Below are 22234 nucleotides of genomic sequence, written 5' to 3'. Positions count from 1 at the left end.
CGGCGAATGAAACAGCCGAAGCAGAAACTGTCGGTGTGAGACATTGTATTGCCACCACTGAGCACTGTCGGGGTTCAAGTCAGCGATTGCTCCAATCAATGTTTGCCGAGTAGCCTCGGGATCACGCATCTGTTCGACGGGTGTCATTTCGTTGAGGCACATCACAGAAGGTTTCTACGCCACGGTCGTGAGCGAATCTGAAAAGTCATGGTTACGCGAAATTATCCAGGGCGAAGGTTCGTAGTCAGAAGTCGATGTGATGTCTGCGGGCCGTCTGCGTGAATGCACATATTTATCCGTCGTCGCGAGGATATCGGGACTTACTGGAAGCTAATACTCTCAACCGGTCCTCAGTAGCCTTGGCATCCGCCACCCCGAGGAATCCGTAGGCCGTGCGGTGGAGGTCACCATCCGAATCACGTCTTGTCGTCCTTCCGATAATCACGTCCCCGGACCCGTCCGAACGTTCTGATCGGTGCATGCCATCAAGATCATCCGGGAAGAAACTCCGGACTGTCGTACGAAATCCACCGACAATGGTGATCGCTCGCCGATCGGTAATGACGTAAACGCTCTTAAACGCATTTCGATACGCCCAAATCGGCGCCGAAAGCATCGCCAATCCGATGAGCACAAATGGGATTCCAAACAACGGAAAAAGATCAAATCCGTTGTTGAAGTCAGGCACCTTGAAACCCGACGCCCCCGCGATCCAAAAGATCGCAAAAAGTGTCCAGGGGATTGCGAAGAAGAATGCACCAGTTGACGCGGCTGTGAAGAAACGCGGCTGTGGCGTTTCGATGAACGAGACGGTTTCACCCGGCTGCAACTCGCTCTCGATCGCGTCGTTTAGCTTTCGGCTAATTGTTACGTCGAGCATTATGAACGGTCTAATGTGGGATTCTTGCGACACCGCTCTGAACGAAGCGAGTGATGCCCGCACTACGAGAGATCGTACCAATGCCAACGCCCGTTGCCAAAGACGGAACGCGTGCCCAATGTCTAGCGAACAAAAACGATGTTCGGCGGCCAATGAACTGTCAAATCGTTATGCATCAGTAGCCGCATTGCGAGAAACCACGACAGATTCGTCAAGGCGTTCTAGTTTGAACCAATTGCTACCAAACGCAGACACATTCACGCGAACCGAATTTTGCTCGAAGTGCCGGATATCAACAACAAACGTCACGATTCCATCTGGTGCGAATGTTTCGGTCTCAATTGCGGGTGGGCTGCCCCCGAGATTAGGTCCGGTTGTTATGAGAGTTGTGGGCTGACATTGGTATTGAATAATCTTCCAAACAAGTTGTGCTGAGCCCCGTCCGCCTTCGCTGTCGCCTCGGCCTTCAACGCGGAGCTCAGGTCGAGGTGATGGCGAAGGTGGTCGGGGCGGCTCCCGTCTGTCGAGCTCGAACCGAAGGCTGCACGGCCGCAAACTCGTTCGGAGTCTGGTAGGCCAACGCGCTGTGCGGACGAACTTCGTTGTACTGACGTTGAAAGTTCTTCGTCATCTGCGCGGCATCACGAATACTGTCAAATTCTTCTACGTTCAGAAATTCATCGCGAAGCTTCGAATTGAAACTCTCGGAATACCCGTTCTGCCACGGCGATCCCGGCTCGACGTACAGCGCCGAGACGCCTGTTTTGTTCAGCCATTTACCAATCGCCTTCGCGATAAACTCTGGGCCGTTGTCGCTGCGAATGTGATTGGGCACACCGCGAGCAGCGATCAATTCACACAGCGTGTCGATCACGTCGTCGGCTTTGATACTGCGAGAAACTTTCAACGCAACGCACTCCCGAGTGAATTCGTCAACAACGGTCAGCCACTTCAACTGAGTTCCATTCGTTGTGTAGTCAAACACAAAATCCCACGCCCATACGTCGTTCTTTCCCCGCGATCGGTGAACATGACAAGCGTTTTTGCTGCCGCCAGTGCCACGCCGCTTCTTCGTTCGTCGACGAACTTTCAACCCTTCGCGACGCCAAAGACGATACACTCGCTTCCTATTCACCACGAATTCTTCGCGACGAAGTAAACGACAGATACGCCGATAACCAAATCGCGGATGTTCGCGAACCAGTTCCAGCATCCGCTTTACCAGTGCCGCTTCGTCATCCCGAACAACGGGTTCACGACGATGAACCGAACGATGCTGACCAACCGTTCGGCACGCGTGACGTTCCGAAACAGCGAACTTCTCCTGCACATGTTTGACGGCCTCGCGTTTCCGAGAGACCGTCAGAAGTTTCCCTCCGCGATCTCCTTCAACATCGCCTTGTCGAGTTCCGCTTCCGCAAGCAGCTTCTTCAGCCGAGCGTTCTCAACTTCCAGCTCCTTCAGACGCTTCGCTTCCTCCGCCTTCATCCCGCCATACTGCTGACGCCAGCGATGATACGTCGCTTCACTGACAGCCAGCGATTGAACAACTTCACCGAGCGACTTGCCGCTCGTCAGCATCGCGTCCGCATCGCGAAGCTTCCGAACAATCTATTCCGGAGTGTGACGTTTACGTTTCTTCGACATTCTGAGTCTCCTGAGAATTATTTCGTCAGTAGACTCTCATAATGATGGACCTGTTCAAGGGGAGCATGCCACGGGTTGTTCAGCGAGTGTGCGCAACTCGTCAAATGGCAATGCGCGATAGTGTGCAACTAAGCGATTGATTTCACGGTTCGCATCGTCTCGAATCATGCCTGCCTCAGTGAAAGCGTTGGCCACGCAACGACAGTTACTTTACGACACCGCACCAGACACGTGGAAGCGACTTAAGACAACTGCCAGGTTACCAGCGCAGCGAGGCTTGGGCAAACGGAGGTTGTGTCGATGGGCCCACACGCTGCTACAGAGCGAATGGCTATCCGAAGGTCCAAAGTGCAAAGGAAGCCTATAATTCTACTTCAAGTCGGCCAGCGCATCATCAAGGTTGGGAAAGTCAAACTCAAAGCCAGACGCGGTGAGGCGATCGGGGACAACGTAGCGGCCGTAGAGTGCTAGTTCCGGGTCTGTACGCAGAAACCAGTGAGCTCCCAAACGCACCATTGTTTCCGTGGCAGGCAAACCGATCGGTACGCTCAGCGATCGACGCAACGATCTCATGAAGTCCTGCTGCGCGACAGGATTGGGGGAACTTGCGATGTAAGCACCCTGCATCGACGGATCGACAATGGCACGCTCAAAAATGCGGTTCATGTCTCTTTCATGGATCCAGCTCATGCCTTGCTGCCCTGAACCAACCTTGCCTCCCAGGCCGAGGCGTGCAATCAAACGCAGTCGCGATAGTGCGCCTCCTCCAGCACCACGGTCACGCCCCACAACAAAACTGGTCCGCAGGACCACGCCTCGTTGATCAGGATGAATGGCGTTCGCAAATTCCGATTCCCATGCTCTTCCTACATCGGGAGCAAGTCCGTAGCCGAACGGAGACATTTCGGTACAAACCAATGAGGGCGGATCACCGTAGATATGCGCGGTACTCATTTGAACCCACACGGGCGGTGGAGCTTCGGCCGCTTTCATGGCTTCACCCAATACACGAGTCGCCTCGACACGCGACCGCAGGATTTCGTCGCAATGGTCAGGTGTTTTGATGCAGTCCACTGACCGACCAACCAGATTCACAACGGCGTCGGCTCCATCAATTACGGATTGCCAGGGACCCAGAGTCCGTGCATCCCATTCCGCGAAATCCCATTGCCCGCTGACCTTGGGCTGGTTTCGCGAAAGCACCGTAACTCTGCAGCCGGATTCAAGTAGGTGACTGGCCAGCGAAACGCCAAGAAAGCCGCTACCTCCGGCGATGACAACCGATTTCTGGTTCATTGGATTCCATAACTGACAGGTTTAGTTGCTTCGTCCAAAGATAAGCCGCGTTTGCAATATAAGGAATTGATAAGCAAACCAAAACGACAACGGTGCGTATGCGAAGAATGGGAACGCTTGTCATACGACAGAGTCGTGCCTGCGCTGTCGCTCATTGGTATTGCGAGCGAGTCACGATGGCTTGAAAAGTATCAACAGCCAGTCTTCGCCGCCAAACAGGGAAGTTGTTCGCGAAGCGGCCCTGCGTCAACACGTGGTTAGAGGTCTCTGCCTCTTGAAAGATAGTCAGCGTAACAGGAAGCTTCACGGCGATCCGTGAGGTATTCGGCGTATGCCTTGTAATGGAATTGGCAGTTGGCGACCAAATCCGCGTATTCTTCAGCTATACCAAGGCGGTTAGCGTAACGAATGAAGCCGTCGAGTTCCTGCAGCATTTCGCGGCACTGGTCAAAGCTTGCACCGTCGTTGCCGTACAGGACCCCAGTTGGGAGTTCGTGGAGTGTGTTGTTTAACCGTGAGGCGAGCAGTCCCAACAATTTACGCCGCGAACGATCGTCGCCGGGGTCATGGTCAAGTGCGGTTAGGAGCAGAGCGTGTTCGGTGAGCGTGCCATCCATGAGACGTGGTCGAAGCTCACGGCATTTGTAGATTTGTTGAACGAAACCAGCGAGCCATCGTGCCGCGCCGGGCGTCCGCTGGGCAATGGCGGTTTCAAGTGCTGGCAGAAGAACGCTGCGGAACAGCGGCAATCGAATCGGAGTCGATGCGTTATCATCGACGATGTTTGAAGCGAGTCCGAGCGCCCAATCGTGTTGCTCCGTTTGATGCAATTCAGCGAACGCTGCAAGAAAACGATTGAGCGCATCATTGCGTTCGCCTCGAAGCCCACGGCGCTCTGCTTCGAGGTAAACATCCCAGAGATCTGATGGCGGACTGGACAATCTTCGACCTACGACACCCTGCGGCACGGTTTGCGGCACCGCCCCCGACTCAATGAAAGTGGGGGACGACTTGGACCTGAGTCTACACTCAGCAAGGCCTGAACAAAATGGCACTTCTGGCGAGAATCGGAAGACGCGTCTACTATTTCTGTTTTCCTTCGCATTACAATTCTGCATTGGGACTCTTGCGCTGTAAAAAAATTCCAACATTGCTGGCTCTTCAGCGGGAACCATTGTGACTGCTGAACGAATTCAATTACTACTAATGCTTCTTGTCCTGTTGTCAGGCTGTGGAAAGTCTGGCGGGCCGGTAGCAGCTCCTGCTCCGGGTTCCCTCGGTACAAGTACAGCAATGCCGGTGTTCTTTGATGCCGCCAGTGATTGGGGGGTGGCGTTTTTGGATCTGCCTGTGCGTCCTGATGACTATCATTTGTCAACAATTATCGGATCAGGTTGCGCCATTCTGGATTTCGATCGGAACGGATACTTGGACGTCATGCTTGTTGCACAGAATTCCGTGAACCGCAACGTCGCGTTTTTCCGTCAAGACGGGCCCGGCCAATTTACGGAGTGTGCTGAACAGTTGGGGCTTGGTGAAGTCTCAGGTGCCGGCATCGCAGTCGGAGATTGTGACAACGATGGTTGGCCCGACTTGTACATTTCGTCACCGAACGAAGATGCCTTGTGGCGGAATCATGGCGGAGCATTCTTCCGGGATGTCACGGCGACCAGTGGTATTAGCAATTCTAAGTGGGGAACGTCCGCTTGCTGGCTCGATTATGATCGCGACGGATGGTTGGATCTGTTTGTCACGAACTACGTGAACTACACACATCGTCCCTGCACTCGTTTGGGGGGCGGCAATGCTGATTTTTGCACACCGGGACTTTTTCCACGTACGACAGATGTACTATTCCGAAACGTCACGGGCGAATCTTCCGGCGGTGAACTCAGCTTTGAAGATGTGTCGCTGGGTGCGGGGGTTGGCAGCGGGCTGTCTGCCGGACTTGGTGTCACGGCCATGGATTTCGATGGTGACAACTGGATCGATGTTTATGTGGCCAGCGATCAGTATCCGAATCTGCTGTGGATAAACGAGCAGGGGACGTTCAAGGACAGGGCGGCCGTGAGCGGTTGCGACCTGAGTTTTCAAGGGCGTCCTCAAGGGAGCATGGGAATCGCCATTGGCGACGTCGATCAGAACGAAACGGAAGAGGTTGTCGTTTCTCATTTGGACGGAGAATCGCACGCCGTGTATTCACAGCAAGGGGGAGGATTCTACCGTGATATCAGCCGTGAAACCGGCATTTCCCCATTCACTCGCAGCACAACCGGGTTTGGATTGTGTATCGTGGACTTTGACTTTAATGGTGTTAACGAACTGCTGACTGCAAATGGACGCGTGCGACGATCCGAGGGCCTCTCCGAATCCGTGACAGATTTTTGGAAACCCTATCAACAGCCGATACAATGTTTGAGCATTGATGGGACCACAGATCAGCGTCAGAGCGAGAACGCGTTGAGCGGTCGCATGGTTGTCGCTCGGGGGTTGGCAGTTGGTGACTTAGACAGAGACGGCGATCCCGATGCCATAGTGTCGACGATTGGCAGTCCCGCGATTGTCCTGCGAAATGATTCCACAGCGATGCATAGCGGGCTGACGCTGCGATTTGTTGATCCCGGGTTGTCCGGCCGCAGTTGCCCGGGGACGAAGTTCACGTGGGATGTCGATGGCCGGAAATCACTTCATACGTTTCAGCCGTGTCAAAGTTACATGAGTACTCACGCTGCGGAGTACTATCTGTCGTGTCCGGTTGATGCGGACATGATATTTGTCGAGGTCATCTGGCCGCACGGAAGCATGGCACCGGAAAGATTCCGGATTGCGGCGCACGCGGAAAGTCCGGTTTTAATTGAACGCGGTCACGGGGTTTTACTGGAGTAGTTGTTTTGGATTGCAAACAGACAATCGCTCTTACGATGAGATCGTGTGTTGTGTTGTCGCTGTTGTTCGGTTGTCACAAATCGTACGACGTGCCCCCGATACCTGTGCCGGATTTATCAGAGACCTATCAAGAGGTGCAGGAGTATCTGGAAAGTAAACGCAGGGAGCTTGAGTCGATGCCGTCATCGGCGGATGCATGGGGGGTATACGCCATGGCACTCGACGCCCATGAATACCACCCGGAAGCTATCATTTGCTACCGAGTTGCCACTGAACTGCAGCCGGCCGAAGCACGGTGGAAGTATCTTTTAGCGAACAGACTCACGGCCACCTCTCCTGAAGAAGCCGACAAACTACTTTCCGACCTCACCAGCTCAGCAAATGCGACGCTCGCAGCTCTTGTCACTCATGCGGACGTGCTGAGTGAGCTTGATCGGGTTTCGGAAAGCGACGGGCTGCTTGTCAGGGCCGAGGCTGCCCATCCGAGGCATCCGGCTGTCATCTGGCGGCAGGCCCAACACGCATTCGAAGCGGGGGAATTTGAAGCCGCACGTGAAAAGCTGGATGCAATCGAAGGCAACTACCGGGAGACCGAGCGGTTGAAGGCTCGTCTAAGACATTTCGGCGGCAAAACCGATGCACCGCTGCCAGATTCCACTTCTGCGGCGGAACAACTTCCTTCAGCCGACCAATCGATCGTAGACAGCGACATTGCCGCCGTTCTTAGACATCGCCGCGATCCCCTGTGGCGTGGTAAGCAGGCTGCAGAACAGGCGGCGGCAGGTGACCCACTGGGACTGATGTCGCTTGCCGCACTCGTCAAAAAGCACCCGGAATTGACTGGCAACCGGCTGCAATTGGCATTTCTGATGGCAGGAAGCGGAGCTCATGAGCAAGCTGAGCAGATTGTCCGGGAGGGTTTGGAGTTGTTCCCCGATCAGGAACAGTTGCTGGTTGGATTAGCGGCTTTGGCAACGATGAATTCCGAATGGGAACTAGCCGAAAAGCGACTCAGGAAATTGATCTCCGTAGCTCCCGAACATGCAGCAGGCTGGAGCGATCTGGCGTTCGTACTGGAGCAGCGTTTGCAACTGCACGAGGCGCTTGCCGCGTATGACAAGGCAATTCTGTTATCGCCAGGCGACGCCGAACTTGGCGTTCGGCGGGGTGCGGTTCAGGCATTAATCGAAAAAGGACGGCTTCCGAAGAAGCCGTCCTCAAGTTCACCTAATTAAGCTCGCCTGATCGTGTTCTACCACTCGCCAATTACACCACCGTCTCCGATAGAGCCGAGCTTGCGGAAGAGAGTCGTATCAATGTTTTCACTGGCGAATCTGGTTGATCCGTCAGCCAGAAGGACCTGCGTTCCACCAGTATGGAAACTAGCCATGTTTTCCCAGCGGCAATTCGGACACGTTCCTTCGTTCACCACGTCACCGCACTCACCGGCGTACCGGTGCACACCATTGATAGGCATGTTCGTACCAGTGGAGACTTCCCACCGCATGCCACGCCAGTCTCGCAGGCTTGCCATTTGATTCAAACAACGAGGGGCATAACCTCGAACTTCACCGACAGCGATTTGGTTCGTTGTGCCATCGGTAATGTCAGCGATTCGCGCGGAACCGTTGTACCAGGCAATTCCTTTGTGCTGGATGTTGCTTGAATCACCAATGGCCCATTTGTGGCGAGCTCGGCCACCCGGTGGCTCGTTCGCACCCCACCCCGTGACGAAGTAGTGAATAATGTGAAACTGGCCACTGTGTTTTTGGTTGGGACCAACTGGGTTCGACGGGCAAAGGTAAGCTGGATACGCCTTACCTAAGGCGTCCAGGTTCCCAACGGCGGCACCAGTTGCCGGATTCGTTGTGGAGTTATACTTCAGTGTAAAATCAATTTGGTTGTAGGCATTTGCCTGATCGATATAGGGCATCAGATAGACGGCCCAGTTACTGGTTTGGTCTCCCCAGTTATTGTTCGCGCCCGCTAGAAACTCGCGGGTGTGCACTTCTGAAGGTGGAAAGCGTCCGTAGACGTCATGGTAGTTGTGCATCGCCAATCCAATTTGTTTCAGATTGTTTTTGCATTGTGTGCGGCGTGCAGCTTCTCGAGCCTGCTGAACAGCAGGCAACAGCAGGGCAATCAAGATTGCGATGATGGCTATGACCACCAGTAATTCGATGAGCGTAAATCCATTGCGGATCCAGCCAGGACGGTTTCTCATGATGTGTCTCCACGAAGAGTGAAAAAAAGAACAAACGACTAGCTCGAATGCCCGCTGCTTTAGCCACTGTGTCTTGATCAGTGACTCAAGGTCTTTGGTTCCCAGTTGGGAACAAGAACTCAATGTAAATTTAACTGCAAATATCTGTTAAGGATCAGCCCTGTTACTTTGAAGATGCCTGCAGCAGAAGGTCACTTACGCCATCTTCTGGCACCTCTGCACTTAATGTTGAGGTCGCAGGGTCTTCAAACTTGAGTGCGATGGTGCAGTCGCTCCCACTGCCTGCCGCCGGAGCTGGTGGGGCTTCCCCGGTCGGCGAGGATCCAAACCCGTCAGCCGTTACATCTTTGCTGTTCCGTCGGCCTTCCAGCGACCAAGGACATTTCACAGCAATTTTATGCTTACCAACAACGGCCCCAGCTCGTCCGGTTGAGGTTGCGAGAGTAAATCCGCCGTCTGCCCGGGTTAGAGCCGTCGACATTGGCCCAGTTGTTCCGGCTGCCGAATCGGGATGAAATTCAACGGTTAACCCCTCTTGAGGCTTGCCATCAACCATGACAGTTCCGGAAACGGCCGCCAGTGTTGGTGCATCAGACGGACCACCACCGCAGCCCTGTGCGACCAAGGTGGAAAAAACAAGGACAGAGGCAACGCAGAATCTGTGCATAGTGAGTTACTGACGATTTTAAAGACGACACCAACAAGAACCTAGCGCGTACATTCTGTACGCCATGTGGCATTCTAATTGTATTGTTGTCGGAATGATTAATGATGTAAGCTTGGTAATTAATTCTAACTGGGATCTGGCGGCGTCGCAAGGTGCTCTACCACCGTATTAATCCGGTTCGGAAACATTTTCTCTCTTTGCCGATTGCCTGAGGGCCATACGATTTCCACTTCCACCTGACGGGATGCTTTATCGATCGCCCATGTGAACGGCGTGTCGGTGTCAGATAGGTAACTCCCGCCACCGGTGTGGAGCTTGACGATCGTGCCAACTTTCGCGCGAGCACCGATGGCTGAACGGTTGGATCTGCGACCGATCAGTACTAAAGAAACCCAATGTTTTTGGGGACGACTCGTATTCTTCAGAACCGCAATCGGCTCGTTCATATGAGCGACGACCAGATCCATGGATCCGTCCTGATTCAGATCCGCAGGCGTCACGCCGCGTGCCATGTGTACTGAGCGACCGTACTCACCGGATTCGCGGATGACGTTCCGGAACTGCTGCCCCTCCAGATTTTCAAATAGCAACGCTTCCTGACGCAGTGGGGCACGGGCAGACTCGTACATCACGTGTCCATTGCCAGCAAAAATGTCCTGATCGCCGTCAAGGTCAGCGTCGAGGGCGGCCGTGCCAAACCCCACGTACAACTGCCCAACGGCTGAAATTCCCGTTACCGCACTCACATGCTGAAAGATGCCCGGAGCGCGACTTTGGTACATTGCAAAGCTCTGATTTTCGTAGTTCGAAACCCAGATATCCGGCAGCCCATCCAGATCGAAATCTGCGAAGGCAACTCCCATACTGCCCTCCGCCTGCAGCGTCGGCCCCAATGCGCAGCCGCTAACCAGAGCGCTTTCGACAAACCTGCCGTCGCCCTGGTTGAGGTACAGGAAATTGGCCGTCGTATCGTTGGCAATGTAGAGATCTGAATCGCCGTCCAGATCCACGTCACCGGCAATCACGGCAAGTCCTTTGCCACCCTCCTCGAGGCCTCGCTCCTGCGACACCTCGTGAAAGCTCCCATCGCCGAGATTGTCGTAGAGTCGATCCGACACGGCATCAAATCGCGCTGGTGGGCAAACGTTGCGGTGACCGTTGATCATGCACCTGCGATCGTCATCCGGTTGCCACTCGACGTAGTTGACGATGTACAATTCTAAGTCACCATCGTTGTCTGCATCGAAGAAGGCGGCACTGGTCGCCCATTCGGCCTGAGACAATCCGGCCTCAGGTGTCACGTCTTGAAACGTGCCATCGCCACAATTCTGAAACAACCTGACCGCATGGAAGCCTGTTATCACGACGTCGACAAAGCCGTCATTGTTCCAGTCGCCAATCGCCACACCATGAGTATAAGCCGAGCCTGTATCAATTCCGCAACCGGTCGTGATGTTCTCAAACTGCAACAGGTCGTTCTGTCGAAAGACGCCGTTCCGTTGACCTACCGGATTGCCGTCTTTGTCGAACGTCCCGCCTCCCGGAGCGATGATGTCTAAACGGTCGTCGCGGTCCAGGTCAGCGACAGCGACACCCGTTCCCAGGCTTTCCACGATCGTGTAGCGTCCAGCTTCGCGGCCGTTGGTCGGGATAAAACGAACCCCGCTTTGTTCGGCAATATCCTCAAAGCGGATTATCGACGCAGGCACAGGTGGTTCCGCCTGCACAGCCGCGCCCCCTCCAGGTTCATTGGTCTTCGGATTTTTCGTGGGATCGACCCCAACGTCCGTCTTGCCGCAGCCTGCACCGATTGCTGCCAACAGCATCAGCAACGTGAAACGCAACCGCCAAAGCCAGACGGCTTTCTGACCAGACGGTTGCACGTGGACGATCGAGGATTCCTGAGGGCGGCTCGCAGATGACGTCATTCATCACCTTCGCTCATCTTTTTGTGATATTTCGCCTTCTTCCTGTCTCCGGATTCTTCGTAGTGCTGAGCCAAGAGTTTGTGGGTCGGTGTATGCTTTGGTGAAAACTCAAGCACGCTCTGCAGCCACGCCACACCATCGCGACGTGACTTCCACTTCCACGTCACTGATCCGATTTTGAAACGTGTTTCGACATCCGCTGGATTCTGAGTCACGTGTGCGGTGAGTCGAGAAAGTTCTCGTAATGCCTTCGTGCCTTCATCAACAAGTCGGAAGTGCTGTTGTGCTGCCTGCTCCTCACCGTGATTCCTGAGAGCCTGCGCCAATGCGTACCGGATCTCTGTGTCTTCCGGGTGGCTTTCCAGTACGGGCGTCAACGCCGCAATCGCCTCTTCGTTTTCCCCCTGCATCAATTGCAGTCGCCCGAGTTCTCTCAGTAGGGTTTCATCAGAGGGCTTCTCCTCAAGCGCCTCCTCTAGCGAATCCAGGGCCTCGTCGAGTCGTCCTTGCTGTGCAACGCAGTGTGCTAACGCGGAAATAACATGAGGTTCAGTCGCAGACGATTTTGAAACTTTTCTGAGTTCCGCATCTGCTTCGGAAAACTTCAATTGCTGAATGAGTGCGTCGGCAAGCTTGATTCGTGCCTCGTCGTTAGTCGGATCAATCTCCAGTGCTTCGCGGAATGAGGTCTCGGCACGCGACCATGCCAACAGTACCGAGTTGATGGTACCTTCCGTGACGTAAGGCTCAGGATCGTCAGGGAAATCTGTCTTCCAGCCTTCGATCACGGTCGCCGCCTCGTCTGCGCGAAATCGAGACAGGGCATAATCGACGTAGGCCTTGCAGATCTCTGGTCCGTCGGACCCAGCAGAAAGAAACAGTTCACTCCACTTGTTGCCGATTTGCTGGAACTGCCCCGTTTGAATGAACGCCAGATTCTGTTGGCGTTCGAGTTCGCTGACGGGCCAACCCAGCTCATGAGCCTTCTTAAGATTTCGTTCGACGGCATCAAAGTCCAGAGATCGCCGGTTCACTATCGCGTTCAGGTAGTACCATTCGGCATTCTTACGCCAGCAGAGTCCCGTCATTGAAAGCCAGCGTTTGGCGACATCGTTCCGACGCGCATCGATTGCCACACGACCTCGCCAAAGTCCAACCTGAAACAGGACTGCGCATGCCGCGATAAAAATCACAACTAACACCAAAGTCCACGTCACCAGCTTACGGCGTCGCCGCGCCGGGCGAACCGCATCGACTGTGTGAGCCTGATTAGTGTACGACGTTGCCACTACCGATCCCCATTCTGCGGGTTCGTGATGTTTGCAGGATTCGCGTCGCCTTCTGTAATCAGATAGTGGCTGCCTGCCGACAGCGGCCCGAACTTCTGAATGACACCGGACGGCCAGCGTACCTCAAGTTCGTCAAGCTGTTCCGCTGCCTGAAGCCCGAATCTCACTTCAGCCGGACTTTGGCCGCGGAAGCAGTTTTGTGTCTGCATTTCGCGATACAGCGTCTGGCCGTCGACTTTGGCGATCAATTGTGATCCAATGCCACGCGCGTTCGAGGTTTTACCATGAAGTGAAATCTGGACAGAATTCGCATGCGGGAACGCGTTGCGAAACAATCGCAAAGGTCCGCCGCCACTACTGCGAATCAGCAGATCGGGCATGCCGTCACCATCGAAGTCCGTGGCAACTACCGCTCGGGAATCGCTGTCCAGATCGGCTCCGCCGGATGCGTGTGACAGATCTGCAAATCCGTCGTTTCTGGTATTCAGCAGCAAGCGATTTCTTTCGTAGGCGCTCATGTTCTTGTCGGTCGGCTGCCACGGATTTTCGAGCCAGAATTCGCCCAGTTCATCGTCCAAATCTCCGGCTGCCGGACAGACGGCTTTTTGATTCAATGGCTGTGTCACGACAGCCTGCCAGATACAGCGTCAGCCATCCGGCTTTCCACGTTCTTCTGACTTGAAGCCGGCAGTTGCATAAAGATCCAGCCAACCGTCATTGTCGAAATCGGCAAAAGTCGGGCCATACGCCCAGCCCACGTAGGCGAACATGTTTCGTGCGGGCACCGTGCGAAAATTGCCATCCGGTTGCGCGGCGTACAGTTTACTGCCGCGAGTTCCTTCTTCAATCTTTCGAAACATTTCCGGCGGATAGCGAGTTTGATCAACGTTAGCCAAAATCCGGTTTCCGGCCTTGGAATACATGTTGGCCACGTACAAATCTGTGCGACCATCGTTGTTGTAATCGCCGGCAGCAGCCCCCATTGAGAATCCGCCAAAAATCGGATCGACATCCAGTTCGTTGAACTGTCCGTCTTCAGAATTGATCAACAGCGAATTGACGCCGAATTCATTAATTGCGAACAAGTCTGGTCGCAAATCTTGATTGGCATGCAGCCAGATCGCCGTGAAGCACGACGATCCTCCGGCGCCGGTGCCGGTCGACTCCGTCACGTCTTCAAACTGCCAGTTGCCAAGATTTCTGAGCAGCACATTATCAATTCCCAAACCGTCATCGATCCACTTGACTCGCGCCCGCGTGTGCTGACCAATGCGATAGGCGCCAGAATGGCAGACATAAAGGTCCAGCCGGCCGTCGCAGTCGTAATCTGCGACTGCGTAGCTGGTCGCAGGTGTCAGCGGAAGATTCGTGCGGCTGGTGATGTCGGCAAATTTGCCGTTTCCCAGATTGTCGTACAGCCTGTCTTCGACAATGAGATCATCGTCGCCATCGTTGTCCAGGTCGGCCCAGCAGGCTAGAGCCCATGCTCGCGTCTCTTCGCCAGCGTCGATCCCGGCAGCAATGGTCGCGTCTTCGAAGATCCCGTTTCCTGTATTTCGGTAAAGCCGATTTCCGTCCGTGTGGTCATCGACGAATATGTCCTGATCGCCATCGAGGTCGTAGTCAGTGACGTAGACTCCACCTGTATTCGGAACGAATTGGTCGGACGACCAGTTGTCGTGCCGAGTCTCACTCACCAGCCCACTGTCGGCCGTGGTCTCGGCGAAGAATGATTGGCTGGCCGTCATGTGCTGGTGGCTGAGCACCGTGATCGAATCACTCCAATCCTTTTGTTCGCTGATATCGTCATGCAGTTCACGCAGCCGCACTTTGATTTCGACTTCTGTTTCAACCGGGCCATCCAGACTACGCCCCGCCATTCGTAACCGCCACACGCAGGTCCATGCCCCCGTCAGGTCCTCGTTATCTGGAAGCAATCGCACCAGGCCCAGGCTGGATTTGCACTCGGTGAACGGTTTGCGAAGTGTCGCCAACCAGTTCAGAAAATCGTCGCGATGTCCGTTTCTGAGCTGCTCGGCATTTAGCTCGGTGCCTCCAAAAGAAACTTTCCCACTTGCCAACGGCACCAACGGGACATCGTTATCGGGCACGGCTGCATTGCAGTCTTCTGCCAGGATGGCTTTCCAGTAAGACAGGCTGCCGTCGTTGAGTGACGATTTGAGCCTCGGAAATACGGTCGCTTCCAAAACGAAACCAAAGTGCTCCACATCCCAGACGTGTTTTCGAATGTCTTCCGACAAAATCTGTCCGTCCGCCTGAGCTTCTCCGGTCGCAACCGCCCCCCCGGACTGGTTGTGGTTAGGCGACGAAGACTTTCCGCATCCTGCCAGAAGCAGAAGAAGGGCAATCGCTGCTATTTGCCGCAATGTCACTTGTTGTCGCGAAGATGTGAGCATGGGTTCTTTACCGTCGCAAAACGCCGCTGGCCCCTCAACCGATAGTCCCTGTTATCGCAATATAGCGTTTTCGAATCGGCTGGGCAGCCAGAAAGTGAAGAACTGTCTCCGCCATAGGACCATCGGCCGTTCACAGCAGCATACTCAGCGATACTTTGCGCTGCGACATTGCCGTTGGAAACCCGTCCTCGAAGTGCTCTGAGGCCGGCTGCCTACTGGCCATGCCAGCAGGCCACGGCAACTCGATAGATGAAAGTGTGTACTAGAGACTGAGCCCACCGGACCGTTGTTTTCGCAGCAACGCTTCGTGAATCTGAAGGCTACGAAGTTGTTGCCAAACGTGTTCGACTGTTGGCGATTGAATGTCGACATGGGGGGGGCGAAGGCACTTATGAACCGACGTGCGTCAGTTGATGCGCGAAAGCGGTGGACGAGGTTAGCCCGCTCAGGCTTGAGCCGGTTTTGAATACATGGCCCACGGAAGGACTGCGGCTTAACCTTGAAGGCGAAGCCGCGGCAATCAGCACGGATCGCAGAGCTTGGCGAGGAGCTCGAAGCGATCACGTTCGCGCGGTGCGAATCGTTACGCCCCTTGACCGGCACCCCGGCTGTGTGATTTCCGAAACTCCGATCGTCAAACTCTGCCGAGACACTCGGCACAGCCTTTTGTGCTGTGGCTGGTAGCTGATGATGGATTCCATTTATCTTTCACAATCCGCAATATCATTTCTGATTTGTTATACAAGTCCGGCGCCATTCCGTCGGAACCGGGCGATCGCATGCCAGACAGGCACGATGGAGAATATCAGGATCGGGTACCAGTTCGAAACGGCCAGCGTCCACAGGACTGAATCGGGCCATGTGAAGTGTCGGTAATAGATGCCAAGTGTGTCGCCAAACGCCTTGATATGAGGGGACTCCTAGCCGGCCAGTGCGACCACGCTGCCGCGATATGGGCCGTGGTCTGCATCGTTGAAGAACACGAGCCGTGAGTCGATACCGGTGTTCCAAACACCAACGTGGAATGTTCGCGTGATTGAAAGGCGATGGTGCCACGGGTCGGTTGCGTAGCCTGATAGCAAAACCAGGAAAAGCAGGCTTAGCATCACAACAGAAACTGCAAAGGATATTCTCCGAGCGATATTTTTCATTCGACAACGTGCCTGACGGAGGTTCTTGAAGACACTTCTTTATGGCGAGGCAAACAACGTCGGTGTGACAGAATTAACACCGAAGCACCAGCGGTTGCACTTGGAGCCAGGCCGGACTGCTGTCTCCGGTTGAGTACAGCGTCACCGCAGCAGTCCCGCATTCGTGGCCGACCGCGTGTTCATGGGAGAGGGCCGTCAGTGAACAATTTGTTCGCCACCCGTGCCGCTGTTTACCCTTTCTTATTCGGTTGTATCGTTATTGACTCGCATTCAGGGCAGCGAAATGCGGGTCTCAGAGATCGCGACTCGTTGAAAATATGGGAATGAATAATTGTCTGTCCGGGCGACGGTCGCCAGGCCGCGAGTTCCGGCTTTGTTCGCTGCCAGACCAGTCCGCCAGCGAAGATGTGCGCAATCCAGGCGAAGCCCGGATCCATAGGCGTCGAGCAGAATGGACAAGCTGGTTCAGTTTCACTCACAGCTGAGGTCGTCATTCAGGCAATGTTCCACCACACCGCCACAGCGATGCTATTTCGGTTCGAATTGCGCGTGATTCTAAAAATGGATCGAAATGTCAATACACGGCGAAGGCGTGTCCGAAGAGCGGTTGCGTAGAATCTATTCTGGAGTGTGTGACTCTGAATACGTCGGCCATTTCAGGAATGTCTCCAGTCGGTCGGCCACGCGTGATAGGTCTCCACCATCATGGTCGAGGTAATTTACACACAGGTCATGCGACGTGAGATCGACAAAGTAGTAGTTGCCAAAATCGTCGATCGCGAACGGGAATTGCGTTTTGTCGCCTGGCAAGCAAGCCTGCTCGATCGTGGTCAAATCTGCAGGTTGAAATTGAGCCACAAAATAGTGCTCGGATTCATCGGCTGCATCTGGTGGAACGATATAGAACGACTCGCGACGTAAGCTGTCGACGTCTGCATAAAGTTCTCTGAGCGTAGTCGGAATGTTGCACCCGAAATGGCTAATCAGCTGATCCCATTGCGGGCACGCAAGTCGGGTCTCGAAGTCACGTTGTCGCCTCTCGCGCTCATCTGCGGTTATGGGCCTGCCAACACTGAATCGGTCTACAAGTCGGAGCACTCCGACCGCTACTACAATAGCGAAGCAGATGCCGGTTACGATGCCCAGAATTGTTAAAACGTTATCCATTGACACTCAAGGGAAAAGTGAAAATGTCCAGCGACAGGTCGTCACGACACGGCTCCGAACGAAGCGGAGGTGGCTGCACGACCGGAGACTGTACCACGGAGGCCCCGGGGTTTCACTCGTTCGTCGCTCCAGGCCCGGTTACACACTTCGCCCCCCATTCAAGAAGAATCTATTCACGCCGTGTCTGTAAACACGGCAGGTCTGCCGAAGGTGCTGTTCAACAATCGGTCAAGTGGTCACGATCCTGATGCAAGCCGAGGATCTGCGTGACGGTACCAGAAGCAACTCGGTGCGCACCTTCTTGACAATAGAACTCCGTACCGACGGTGATTCGACTTTGGTGTTTCGAAATCATCCTGCTATTAGAGATGCGGAAACGCGCCAACAGAGGCGTATCAATTGGCAGCGATTGTCCGGATGCATCCAGAAAGTCTGGTGGATCATGTAGATGCCGCTTGTGGGGGCATCCTCGGCGTAACAAAAACCCCAGCGGATTCCATTAAACGGAGCAGAAATGCGTCCGCCCAGGTCGTGCGTGAAGATCACGACGGTCGCCTCAAAGTGGTCGTGGTCAAACAATCGCACGGATACCTCGGACCTGGCTAACAGAAAGTTCTTACGTCACCGCTCCGCACGGAACGAGTGACGTCTGAACTGCGAAACATTGTACCAATGTTACAGCGAATCTCGCTGACTTGTGGCCGCGGAGCAAGCGTTTGTGACGACGAAGGCTGTTTCCCACGAGCCCGAACCGTCCACAACAAAAGGTAAACTGCTCTAGCTGCCTGCCACGCGGTGTCCTGGAGGAAAGATATATGGCAACAGGCGGGCGATATTTCGTGCGTCGTCAATACCGCGATGATGGGAGCCGGAGAAAGTCAGCCCAACAGAATGTAATGCGGCCGGGACGCTTGGCTTTTGGGGGCGTCCGATCACAGAAGCAAATTCTGCTTTGACGTTGATGTGGTGACCACCAAATGGGTACTCAACTTCATGTCGCGAGCAATCGGACTCAAATTGAGTGCGGTCATAATTGCCCCAGGAGCAAAACACGAATGGAGCAAATCCATTGGCCCAGTCGATGAGGTCGGCCATTGCATCAACGAACGACGGTGCCGAATCAATCTGCAGTTGCGTGATGTTTGTCAGATTGCGGCAGAAGTCGGTCAGGGTTGGGTTGAGCACCGGGCGGACAAAGGTCTGAAACTCGTTCAGGGGCTGAAGTGTCTCAGGGCACACCACCACCGCACCGATCTCCACGATTTCCATGTCAGTGCGCGGAAACGAATCGTCATCGCAACACGTCGCTTCAAGGTCAATAACAAGGAAATGTACCATGTGTTTGCGGTGTAAAACGGAAGGCCTATTCGATACTGCCCTGAACGAAGCGAGCGACTTCAAGTGGGTGGAATTGTATGAACGCGCACGCACGCTGCCAAAGAGTGAATGTGTTCCGAAAGTTTGGCGTACAAACCATGCCAGGCGGCAGATGAATCGCCAGAACGGTTTCAATCCCAGTAGTTGAAGATGACGTCGCCAAGGCGAGATGGTTTCCAGTAGTTGAATTGCTCGATTTCCGCAGGGGCGAGATCAGCGAGCATGTCTGTGGTTGGCAGTTGTTCAAACGTTGCCACAGAAAGGACCGTGAAGTCTGCGTGTGCCGAGAATGCTCGTGCCAAATCAGCATGGTCGCAAAAATCCGGAGTATCGCCGACCTTGCCCTCGGCCGCGAACGCGACCAAAGGATGAAAGCAATTGACGAGCACGACGATGCGATCATCTCCGAGTTGAAGCAGAGCGTCGGCAAAGTTGCATTCGACGTCTGAGTGTCGGCGCGGGCTATAAATCACATCCGCAGATACGTCACGCGCGACGGTGTGGTAAACAGTGCGAAAAATACGTAGTTCAACAAGAGGAAGTTCCGGCTCACGGCAGTGTTGGAACCCGGTTGTACCGCGTTGAAGAATCAAGAGCTTCTGCCACCTAACGGAACGTTTTTACGACACCGCCATGAACGAAGCGAGCGATGCCTGAATTAGTAAAAACTGTACCAAGGCCAACGCCCGTTGCCAAAGAGTGGAAATGCGGCGAAGGCCTTGCGAAAAGAATCAAGACTGGCCGCGTCGCTGTTGCTTTCACAATTCAGAATCTATACCGGAGACCCGTTTGAACTTTCATTGATCCCGGCTGCCTCGCCGTCGAGTCGACCAACAACTGGACGCGCTTGCAACACAGCGTGAGCCCAACAACTTTATGAATGACCGGCGATCGAGCCCATAACAGTTTCTGTGCTCCGGAACGGAGAACACTGTCGACAACCGCATAACAAAAACAAAAACCCGCCCGGCGGCCGCTTAGACACGCATGGCGTGTGATGCACTCTAAGAACCCCTAACAAAACCTGTGTGAGCCGCGACGTTTGTGGTTTCGTTTCAGGCAAGAAGTGAGGAGGAGGCGACAATTGTCGTCGACGACGAACGCCGCCGCCTGAGGCGGAACCACAAGCGGCCCGGAGGGTTGCGACGACAGCAGCCGATCTGCGGCGTCAGCGCTCCTCGACGACATTTGTCGCCTCGTCCCTTTTCCTTGCATCTCGACCACTGTCGTCACAACGCGGCCACACAGGTTTTGTTAGGGGTTCTAAGGTGCGAAGCTGACCGCCGAACGGCTGTGCCCGTCGTCTTCGGTTTGAACACGAACAGATGTTTGAAGCAGCCAGCTTTCCATCGGAAAGTTGAGCGAGACTTCGTTAAGAAACGCCCCGCAGCAAACGGAACAGGAAAACCTCGAACGTGAAACCAAGAAGGATAAGTCGTAGCGAGTTGGAGGGCAAAAAACTCTCCAACAGAAAAACTACAACTTCTTTCCCCGATCAACATACGCGCTACTTGACTTCTTACGACATACAGATGTTGCACGACCGGTTAGGCGGATTGCGCGACATTGGATAAGATGGTATAGATGGCAACCTTCAGTGTCAGTGTGATGTTTCACGCTGCTATGTGTGCTGAAATGTTTGAGCCGCGAAAGGATTCCTGCCATGCCTTTGTCCACCAGTTTTGTCGATCATTTCTCTGATGTTACGGATCCAAGGCGCGGTGAGCCGGTCTATCCGCTTCAAAATATTCTGTTCATTGCAGTCTGTGCTGTGATCAGTGGCGCGGATGATTTTGTCGCGATTGCGAAGTTTGGCAGAACGAAACGAGATTGGTTTGCGAAGTATCTCGATCTGTCCGCAGGGATTCCGTCGCACGATCGTTTCAACGCCATCCTCGCTCTGATTCGTCCTGCAGAATTTGAAAAGTGCTTACTGAATTGGATCACTTCTCTGCAGAAAATCAGTGACGGACAAATCATCGCGATCGATGGTAAGACACTCCGTCGCAGCTATGACAAAGCCAGTGGCAAGTCGGCCATCCACATGGTCAGTGCATGGGCCACAGCCAATCATATCAGTCTCGGGCAAGTCGTCGTCGATGCGAAGAGTAATGAGATTACGGCGATTCCCAAACTGCTGGAATTGATCGAGGTTTCCGGTGCTTTAGTGACGATTGACGCCATGGGTTGCCAAACGGAAATCGCGTCGAAGATTGTCGACGCAGAGGCGGACTATTGTCTTGCCGCGAAAGGCAATCAGCCCACGCTACACGCAGGTCTTGTCGCGTTCTTCGCCGACCATTTGGAAGATGACTTTGCACGCTGTCCGGTGCGACGATTTGAAACGAAAGAAAACACCGGCGGCCGCGAAGATTTGCGACAGTATCTGATCTGTCGTGCGCCGGAGGATCTTCCGGACGCACATCGCTGGAAGAACCTGAAGGCGATCGGGATCGCGATCAACAACACTCTCCGCGACGGCAAAATGTGCATCGGCATCCGCTATTACATTTTAAGCCGTTATGTCTCCGGCCGTCGTTTCGCCGAAGCTGTGCGGAGCCATTGGGGTGTCGAGAACAATTTGCATTGGCAACTGGACGTCACTTTCCAGGAAGATCAATCGAGGATCCGTAAAGGCCACGCAGACATGAACTTCAGCATCCTTCGCCGCACGGCGTTGAGTCTCCTGAAAAACGAATCCACAGCCAGGGTGGGGATCAAAAACAAAAGACTCAACGCTGCCTGGGATGAGACATACCTCGCGAAAGTCCTGTTCGGCAAATGACTTAGCGTGCAATCCCCCTGCACGACCGGTGAAGCGGCAGTCAGTACTCGTAGTCAGTTGAGCAACGCCAGTTCTCGGTGTCGAAATCAAAGCGAACCGTACAGGCGAGCGAGGCCCACGGCTTTCCGTGGCGTTCAAATACCGCAAGGTGCTCGCGAGTAAGTTGATAGATTTCGTCGGAAGGGAAGCACAAGTCTTTGGAATCATCGAGGGCCACGAGAGAGTGAGGCATTTCAAGCCCGCCATCGGCCTCGAAAACTGCAGCCACCTCCAGACGTGCAGCAGAACAGTCGGGGGGAAGAACGGCAAGCATCGCGTTCCAAATCGCGGTATCAAGCGGTTGATGTTCTTCCTGTAATGACATGTAAAAGCTAGGCCGCACAACGGTTATCTGTACGACAGAGCTGTCGTACATGCTGGAATTTGGGATATTAAGGTGGTGTGAGTATATGCAATAGGGGCGGGAGCGGTCAAGAAATTCAAGGGCGTCTGGCGGCAGATGCGATGAGCATGCCGTGAC

At 54.2% G+C, this 22234-nt stretch carries 19 protein-coding genes; 3 read left to right on the top strand and 16 right to left on the bottom strand.

Features of this window, described 5'->3' with window-relative positions:
- Positions 1-292 precede the first annotated feature (292 nt).
- The 5 genes from Fuma_RS11660 to Fuma_RS11640 all read right to left on the bottom strand — a co-directional run bounded on the left by Fuma_RS11660 (position 293) and on the right by Fuma_RS11640 (position 4803).
- Positions 293-880, bottom strand: coding sequence for a hypothetical protein (locus Fuma_RS11660; RefSeq protein WP_077024298.1), 588 nt, complete (start codon positions 878-880; stop codon positions 293-295).
- A 478-nt stretch (positions 881-1358) separates the two neighbouring features.
- Positions 1359-2210, bottom strand: coding sequence for an IS3 family transposase (locus Fuma_RS11655; protein ID WP_077024297.1), 852 nt, complete (start codon positions 2208-2210; stop codon positions 1359-1361).
- A 32-nt stretch (positions 2211-2242) separates the two neighbouring features.
- The gene (locus Fuma_RS11650) at positions 2243-2461 is read right to left on the bottom strand and encodes a transposase (RefSeq protein WP_083731883.1); all 219 of its coding nucleotides are present in this window, start codon (positions 2459-2461) and stop codon (positions 2243-2245) included.
- Positions 2462-2896: 435 nt separating this feature from the next.
- Positions 2897-3823: a TIGR01777 family oxidoreductase gene (locus Fuma_RS11645; protein WP_077024296.1), complete on the bottom strand. Its 927-nt coding sequence runs from the start codon at positions 3821-3823 to the stop codon at positions 2897-2899.
- A gap of 257 nt (positions 3824-4080) precedes the next feature.
- A complete protein-coding gene (locus Fuma_RS11640; protein ID WP_145944116.1) occupies positions 4081-4803 on the bottom strand; it encodes a hypothetical protein in 723 nt (240 codons plus the stop codon).
- A 313-nt stretch (positions 4804-5116) separates the two neighbouring features.
- Here Fuma_RS11640 and Fuma_RS11635 point away from each other — a divergent pair, with 313 nt between their 5' ends.
- A complete protein-coding gene (locus Fuma_RS11635) occupies positions 5117-6709 on the top strand; it encodes an FG-GAP repeat domain-containing protein (protein ID WP_158520949.1) in 1593 nt (530 codons plus the stop codon).
- 35 nt (positions 6710-6744) lie between these two features.
- A complete protein-coding gene (locus tag Fuma_RS11630) occupies positions 6745-7944 on the top strand; it encodes a hypothetical protein (protein ID WP_145944114.1) in 1200 nt (399 codons plus the stop codon).
- Positions 7945-7961: 17 nt separating this feature from the next.
- Here Fuma_RS11630 and Fuma_RS11625 read toward each other — a convergent pair whose 3' ends face one another.
- The 10 genes from Fuma_RS11625 to Fuma_RS11570 form a co-directional block, all read right to left on the bottom strand.
- A complete protein-coding gene (locus Fuma_RS11625) occupies positions 7962-8933 on the bottom strand; it encodes a DUF1559 domain-containing protein (RefSeq protein ID WP_077024292.1) in 972 nt (323 codons plus the stop codon).
- A gap of 792 nt (positions 8934-9725) precedes the next feature.
- Complete coding sequence (locus tag Fuma_RS11615) at positions 9726-11528, bottom strand: CRTAC1 family protein (protein WP_077024290.1); 1803 nt, start codon at positions 11526-11528, stop codon at positions 9726-9728.
- Positions 11525-12817, bottom strand: a complete 1293-nt coding sequence (locus Fuma_RS11610) for a tetratricopeptide repeat protein (protein WP_077024289.1) — start codon at positions 12815-12817, stop codon at positions 11525-11527. Before Fuma_RS11610 ends, Fuma_RS11615 begins: the two co-directional genes overlap by 4 nt.
- Positions 12817-13443 (bottom strand): CRTAC1 family protein, encoded by a 627-nt coding sequence (locus tag Fuma_RS11605; RefSeq protein WP_077024288.1) that lies wholly within the window; start codon positions 13441-13443, stop codon positions 12817-12819. The genes Fuma_RS11610 and Fuma_RS11605 overlap by 1 nt, the downstream gene beginning before the upstream one ends.
- 21 nt (positions 13444-13464) lie before the next feature.
- Positions 13465-15234 (bottom strand): FG-GAP repeat domain-containing protein, encoded by a 1770-nt coding sequence (locus Fuma_RS11600; RefSeq protein WP_083731976.1) that lies wholly within the window; start codon positions 15232-15234, stop codon positions 13465-13467.
- A 920-nt stretch (positions 15235-16154) separates the two neighbouring features.
- Positions 16155-16340, bottom strand: a complete 186-nt coding sequence (locus Fuma_RS11590; protein ID WP_077024285.1) for a hypothetical protein — start codon at positions 16338-16340, stop codon at positions 16155-16157.
- A gap of 275 nt (positions 16341-16615) precedes the next feature.
- On the bottom strand, positions 16616-16879 hold the full coding sequence (locus Fuma_RS36820) for a PF20097 family protein (protein ID WP_414655190.1): 264 nt from the start codon (positions 16877-16879) through the stop codon (positions 16616-16618).
- Between the two features lie 124 nt (positions 16880-17003).
- Positions 17004-17552, bottom strand: a complete 549-nt coding sequence (locus Fuma_RS11585; protein WP_077024284.1) for an SMI1/KNR4 family protein — start codon at positions 17550-17552, stop codon at positions 17004-17006.
- Between the two features lie 777 nt (positions 17553-18329).
- Positions 18330-18953 (bottom strand): 3'-5' exonuclease, encoded by a 624-nt coding sequence (locus tag Fuma_RS11580; protein WP_218922423.1) that lies wholly within the window; start codon positions 18951-18953, stop codon positions 18330-18332.
- A gap of 107 nt (positions 18954-19060) precedes the next feature.
- On the bottom strand, positions 19061-19522 hold the full coding sequence (locus tag Fuma_RS11570) for a hypothetical protein (RefSeq protein WP_077024281.1): 462 nt from the start codon (positions 19520-19522) through the stop codon (positions 19061-19063).
- Between the two features lie 1070 nt (positions 19523-20592).
- Between Fuma_RS11570 and Fuma_RS11565 the strand changes: the two genes are divergently transcribed.
- Positions 20593-21714, top strand: a complete 1122-nt coding sequence (locus tag Fuma_RS11565) for an ISAs1 family transposase (RefSeq protein ID WP_077024280.1) — start codon at positions 20593-20595, stop codon at positions 21712-21714.
- A 40-nt stretch (positions 21715-21754) separates the two neighbouring features.
- Here Fuma_RS11565 and Fuma_RS11560 read toward each other — a convergent pair whose 3' ends face one another.
- Complete coding sequence (locus tag Fuma_RS11560; protein ID WP_145944112.1) at positions 21755-22078, bottom strand: hypothetical protein; 324 nt, start codon at positions 22076-22078, stop codon at positions 21755-21757.
- Between the last annotated feature and the right edge of the window lie 156 nt (positions 22079-22234).

Source organism: Fuerstiella marisgermanici (genome assembly GCF_001983935.1).
In the GTDB taxonomy this organism is placed as follows: domain Bacteria; phylum Planctomycetota; class Planctomycetia; order Planctomycetales; family Planctomycetaceae; genus Fuerstiella; species Fuerstiella marisgermanici.
The sequence above is the reverse complement of the archived record's forward strand: the minus strand, read 5'-3'. Positions and strand labels throughout refer to the sequence as shown.

Coding starts and splice junctions, on each gene's coding strand:
- Fuma_RS11565 (WP_077024280.1), top strand. CDS start 20,593: ATGCCTTTGTCCACCAGTTTTGTCGATCATTTCTCTGATGTTACGGAT.
- Fuma_RS11560 (WP_145944112.1), bottom strand. CDS start 22,078: ATGTCATTACAGGAAGAACATCAACCGCTTGATACCGCGATTTGGAAC.
- Fuma_RS11615 (WP_077024290.1), bottom strand. CDS start 11,528: ATGACGTCATCTGCGAGCCGCCCTCAGGAATCCTCGATCGTCCACGTG.
- Fuma_RS11660 (WP_077024298.1), bottom strand. CDS start 880: ATGCTCGACGTAACAATTAGCCGAAAGCTAAACGACGCGATCGAGAGC.
- Fuma_RS36820 (WP_414655190.1), bottom strand. CDS start 16,879: ATGACGACCTCAGCTGTGAGTGAAACTGAACCAGCTTGTCCATTCTGC.
- Fuma_RS11645 (WP_077024296.1), bottom strand. CDS start 3,823: ATGAACCAGAAATCGGTTGTCATCGCCGGAGGTAGCGGCTTTCTTGGC.
- Fuma_RS11600 (WP_083731976.1), bottom strand. CDS start 15,234: ATGCTCACATCTTCGCGACAACAAGTGACATTGCGGCAAATAGCAGCG.
- Fuma_RS11650 (WP_083731883.1), bottom strand. CDS start 2,461: ATGCTGACGAGCGGCAAGTCGCTCGGTGAAGTTGTTCAATCGCTGGCT.
- Fuma_RS11625 (WP_077024292.1), bottom strand. CDS start 8,933: ATGAGAAACCGTCCTGGCTGGATCCGCAATGGATTTACGCTCATCGAA.
- Fuma_RS11590 (WP_077024285.1), bottom strand. CDS start 16,340: ATGCTAAGCCTGCTTTTCCTGGTTTTGCTATCAGGCTACGCAACCGAC.
- Fuma_RS11585 (WP_077024284.1), bottom strand. CDS start 17,552: ATGGATAACGTTTTAACAATTCTGGGCATCGTAACCGGCATCTGCTTC.
- Fuma_RS11630 (WP_145944114.1), top strand. CDS start 6,745: ATGAGATCGTGTGTTGTGTTGTCGCTGTTGTTCGGTTGTCACAAATCG.
- Fuma_RS11635 (WP_158520949.1), top strand. CDS start 5,117: ATGCCGGTGTTCTTTGATGCCGCCAGTGATTGGGGGGTGGCGTTTTTG.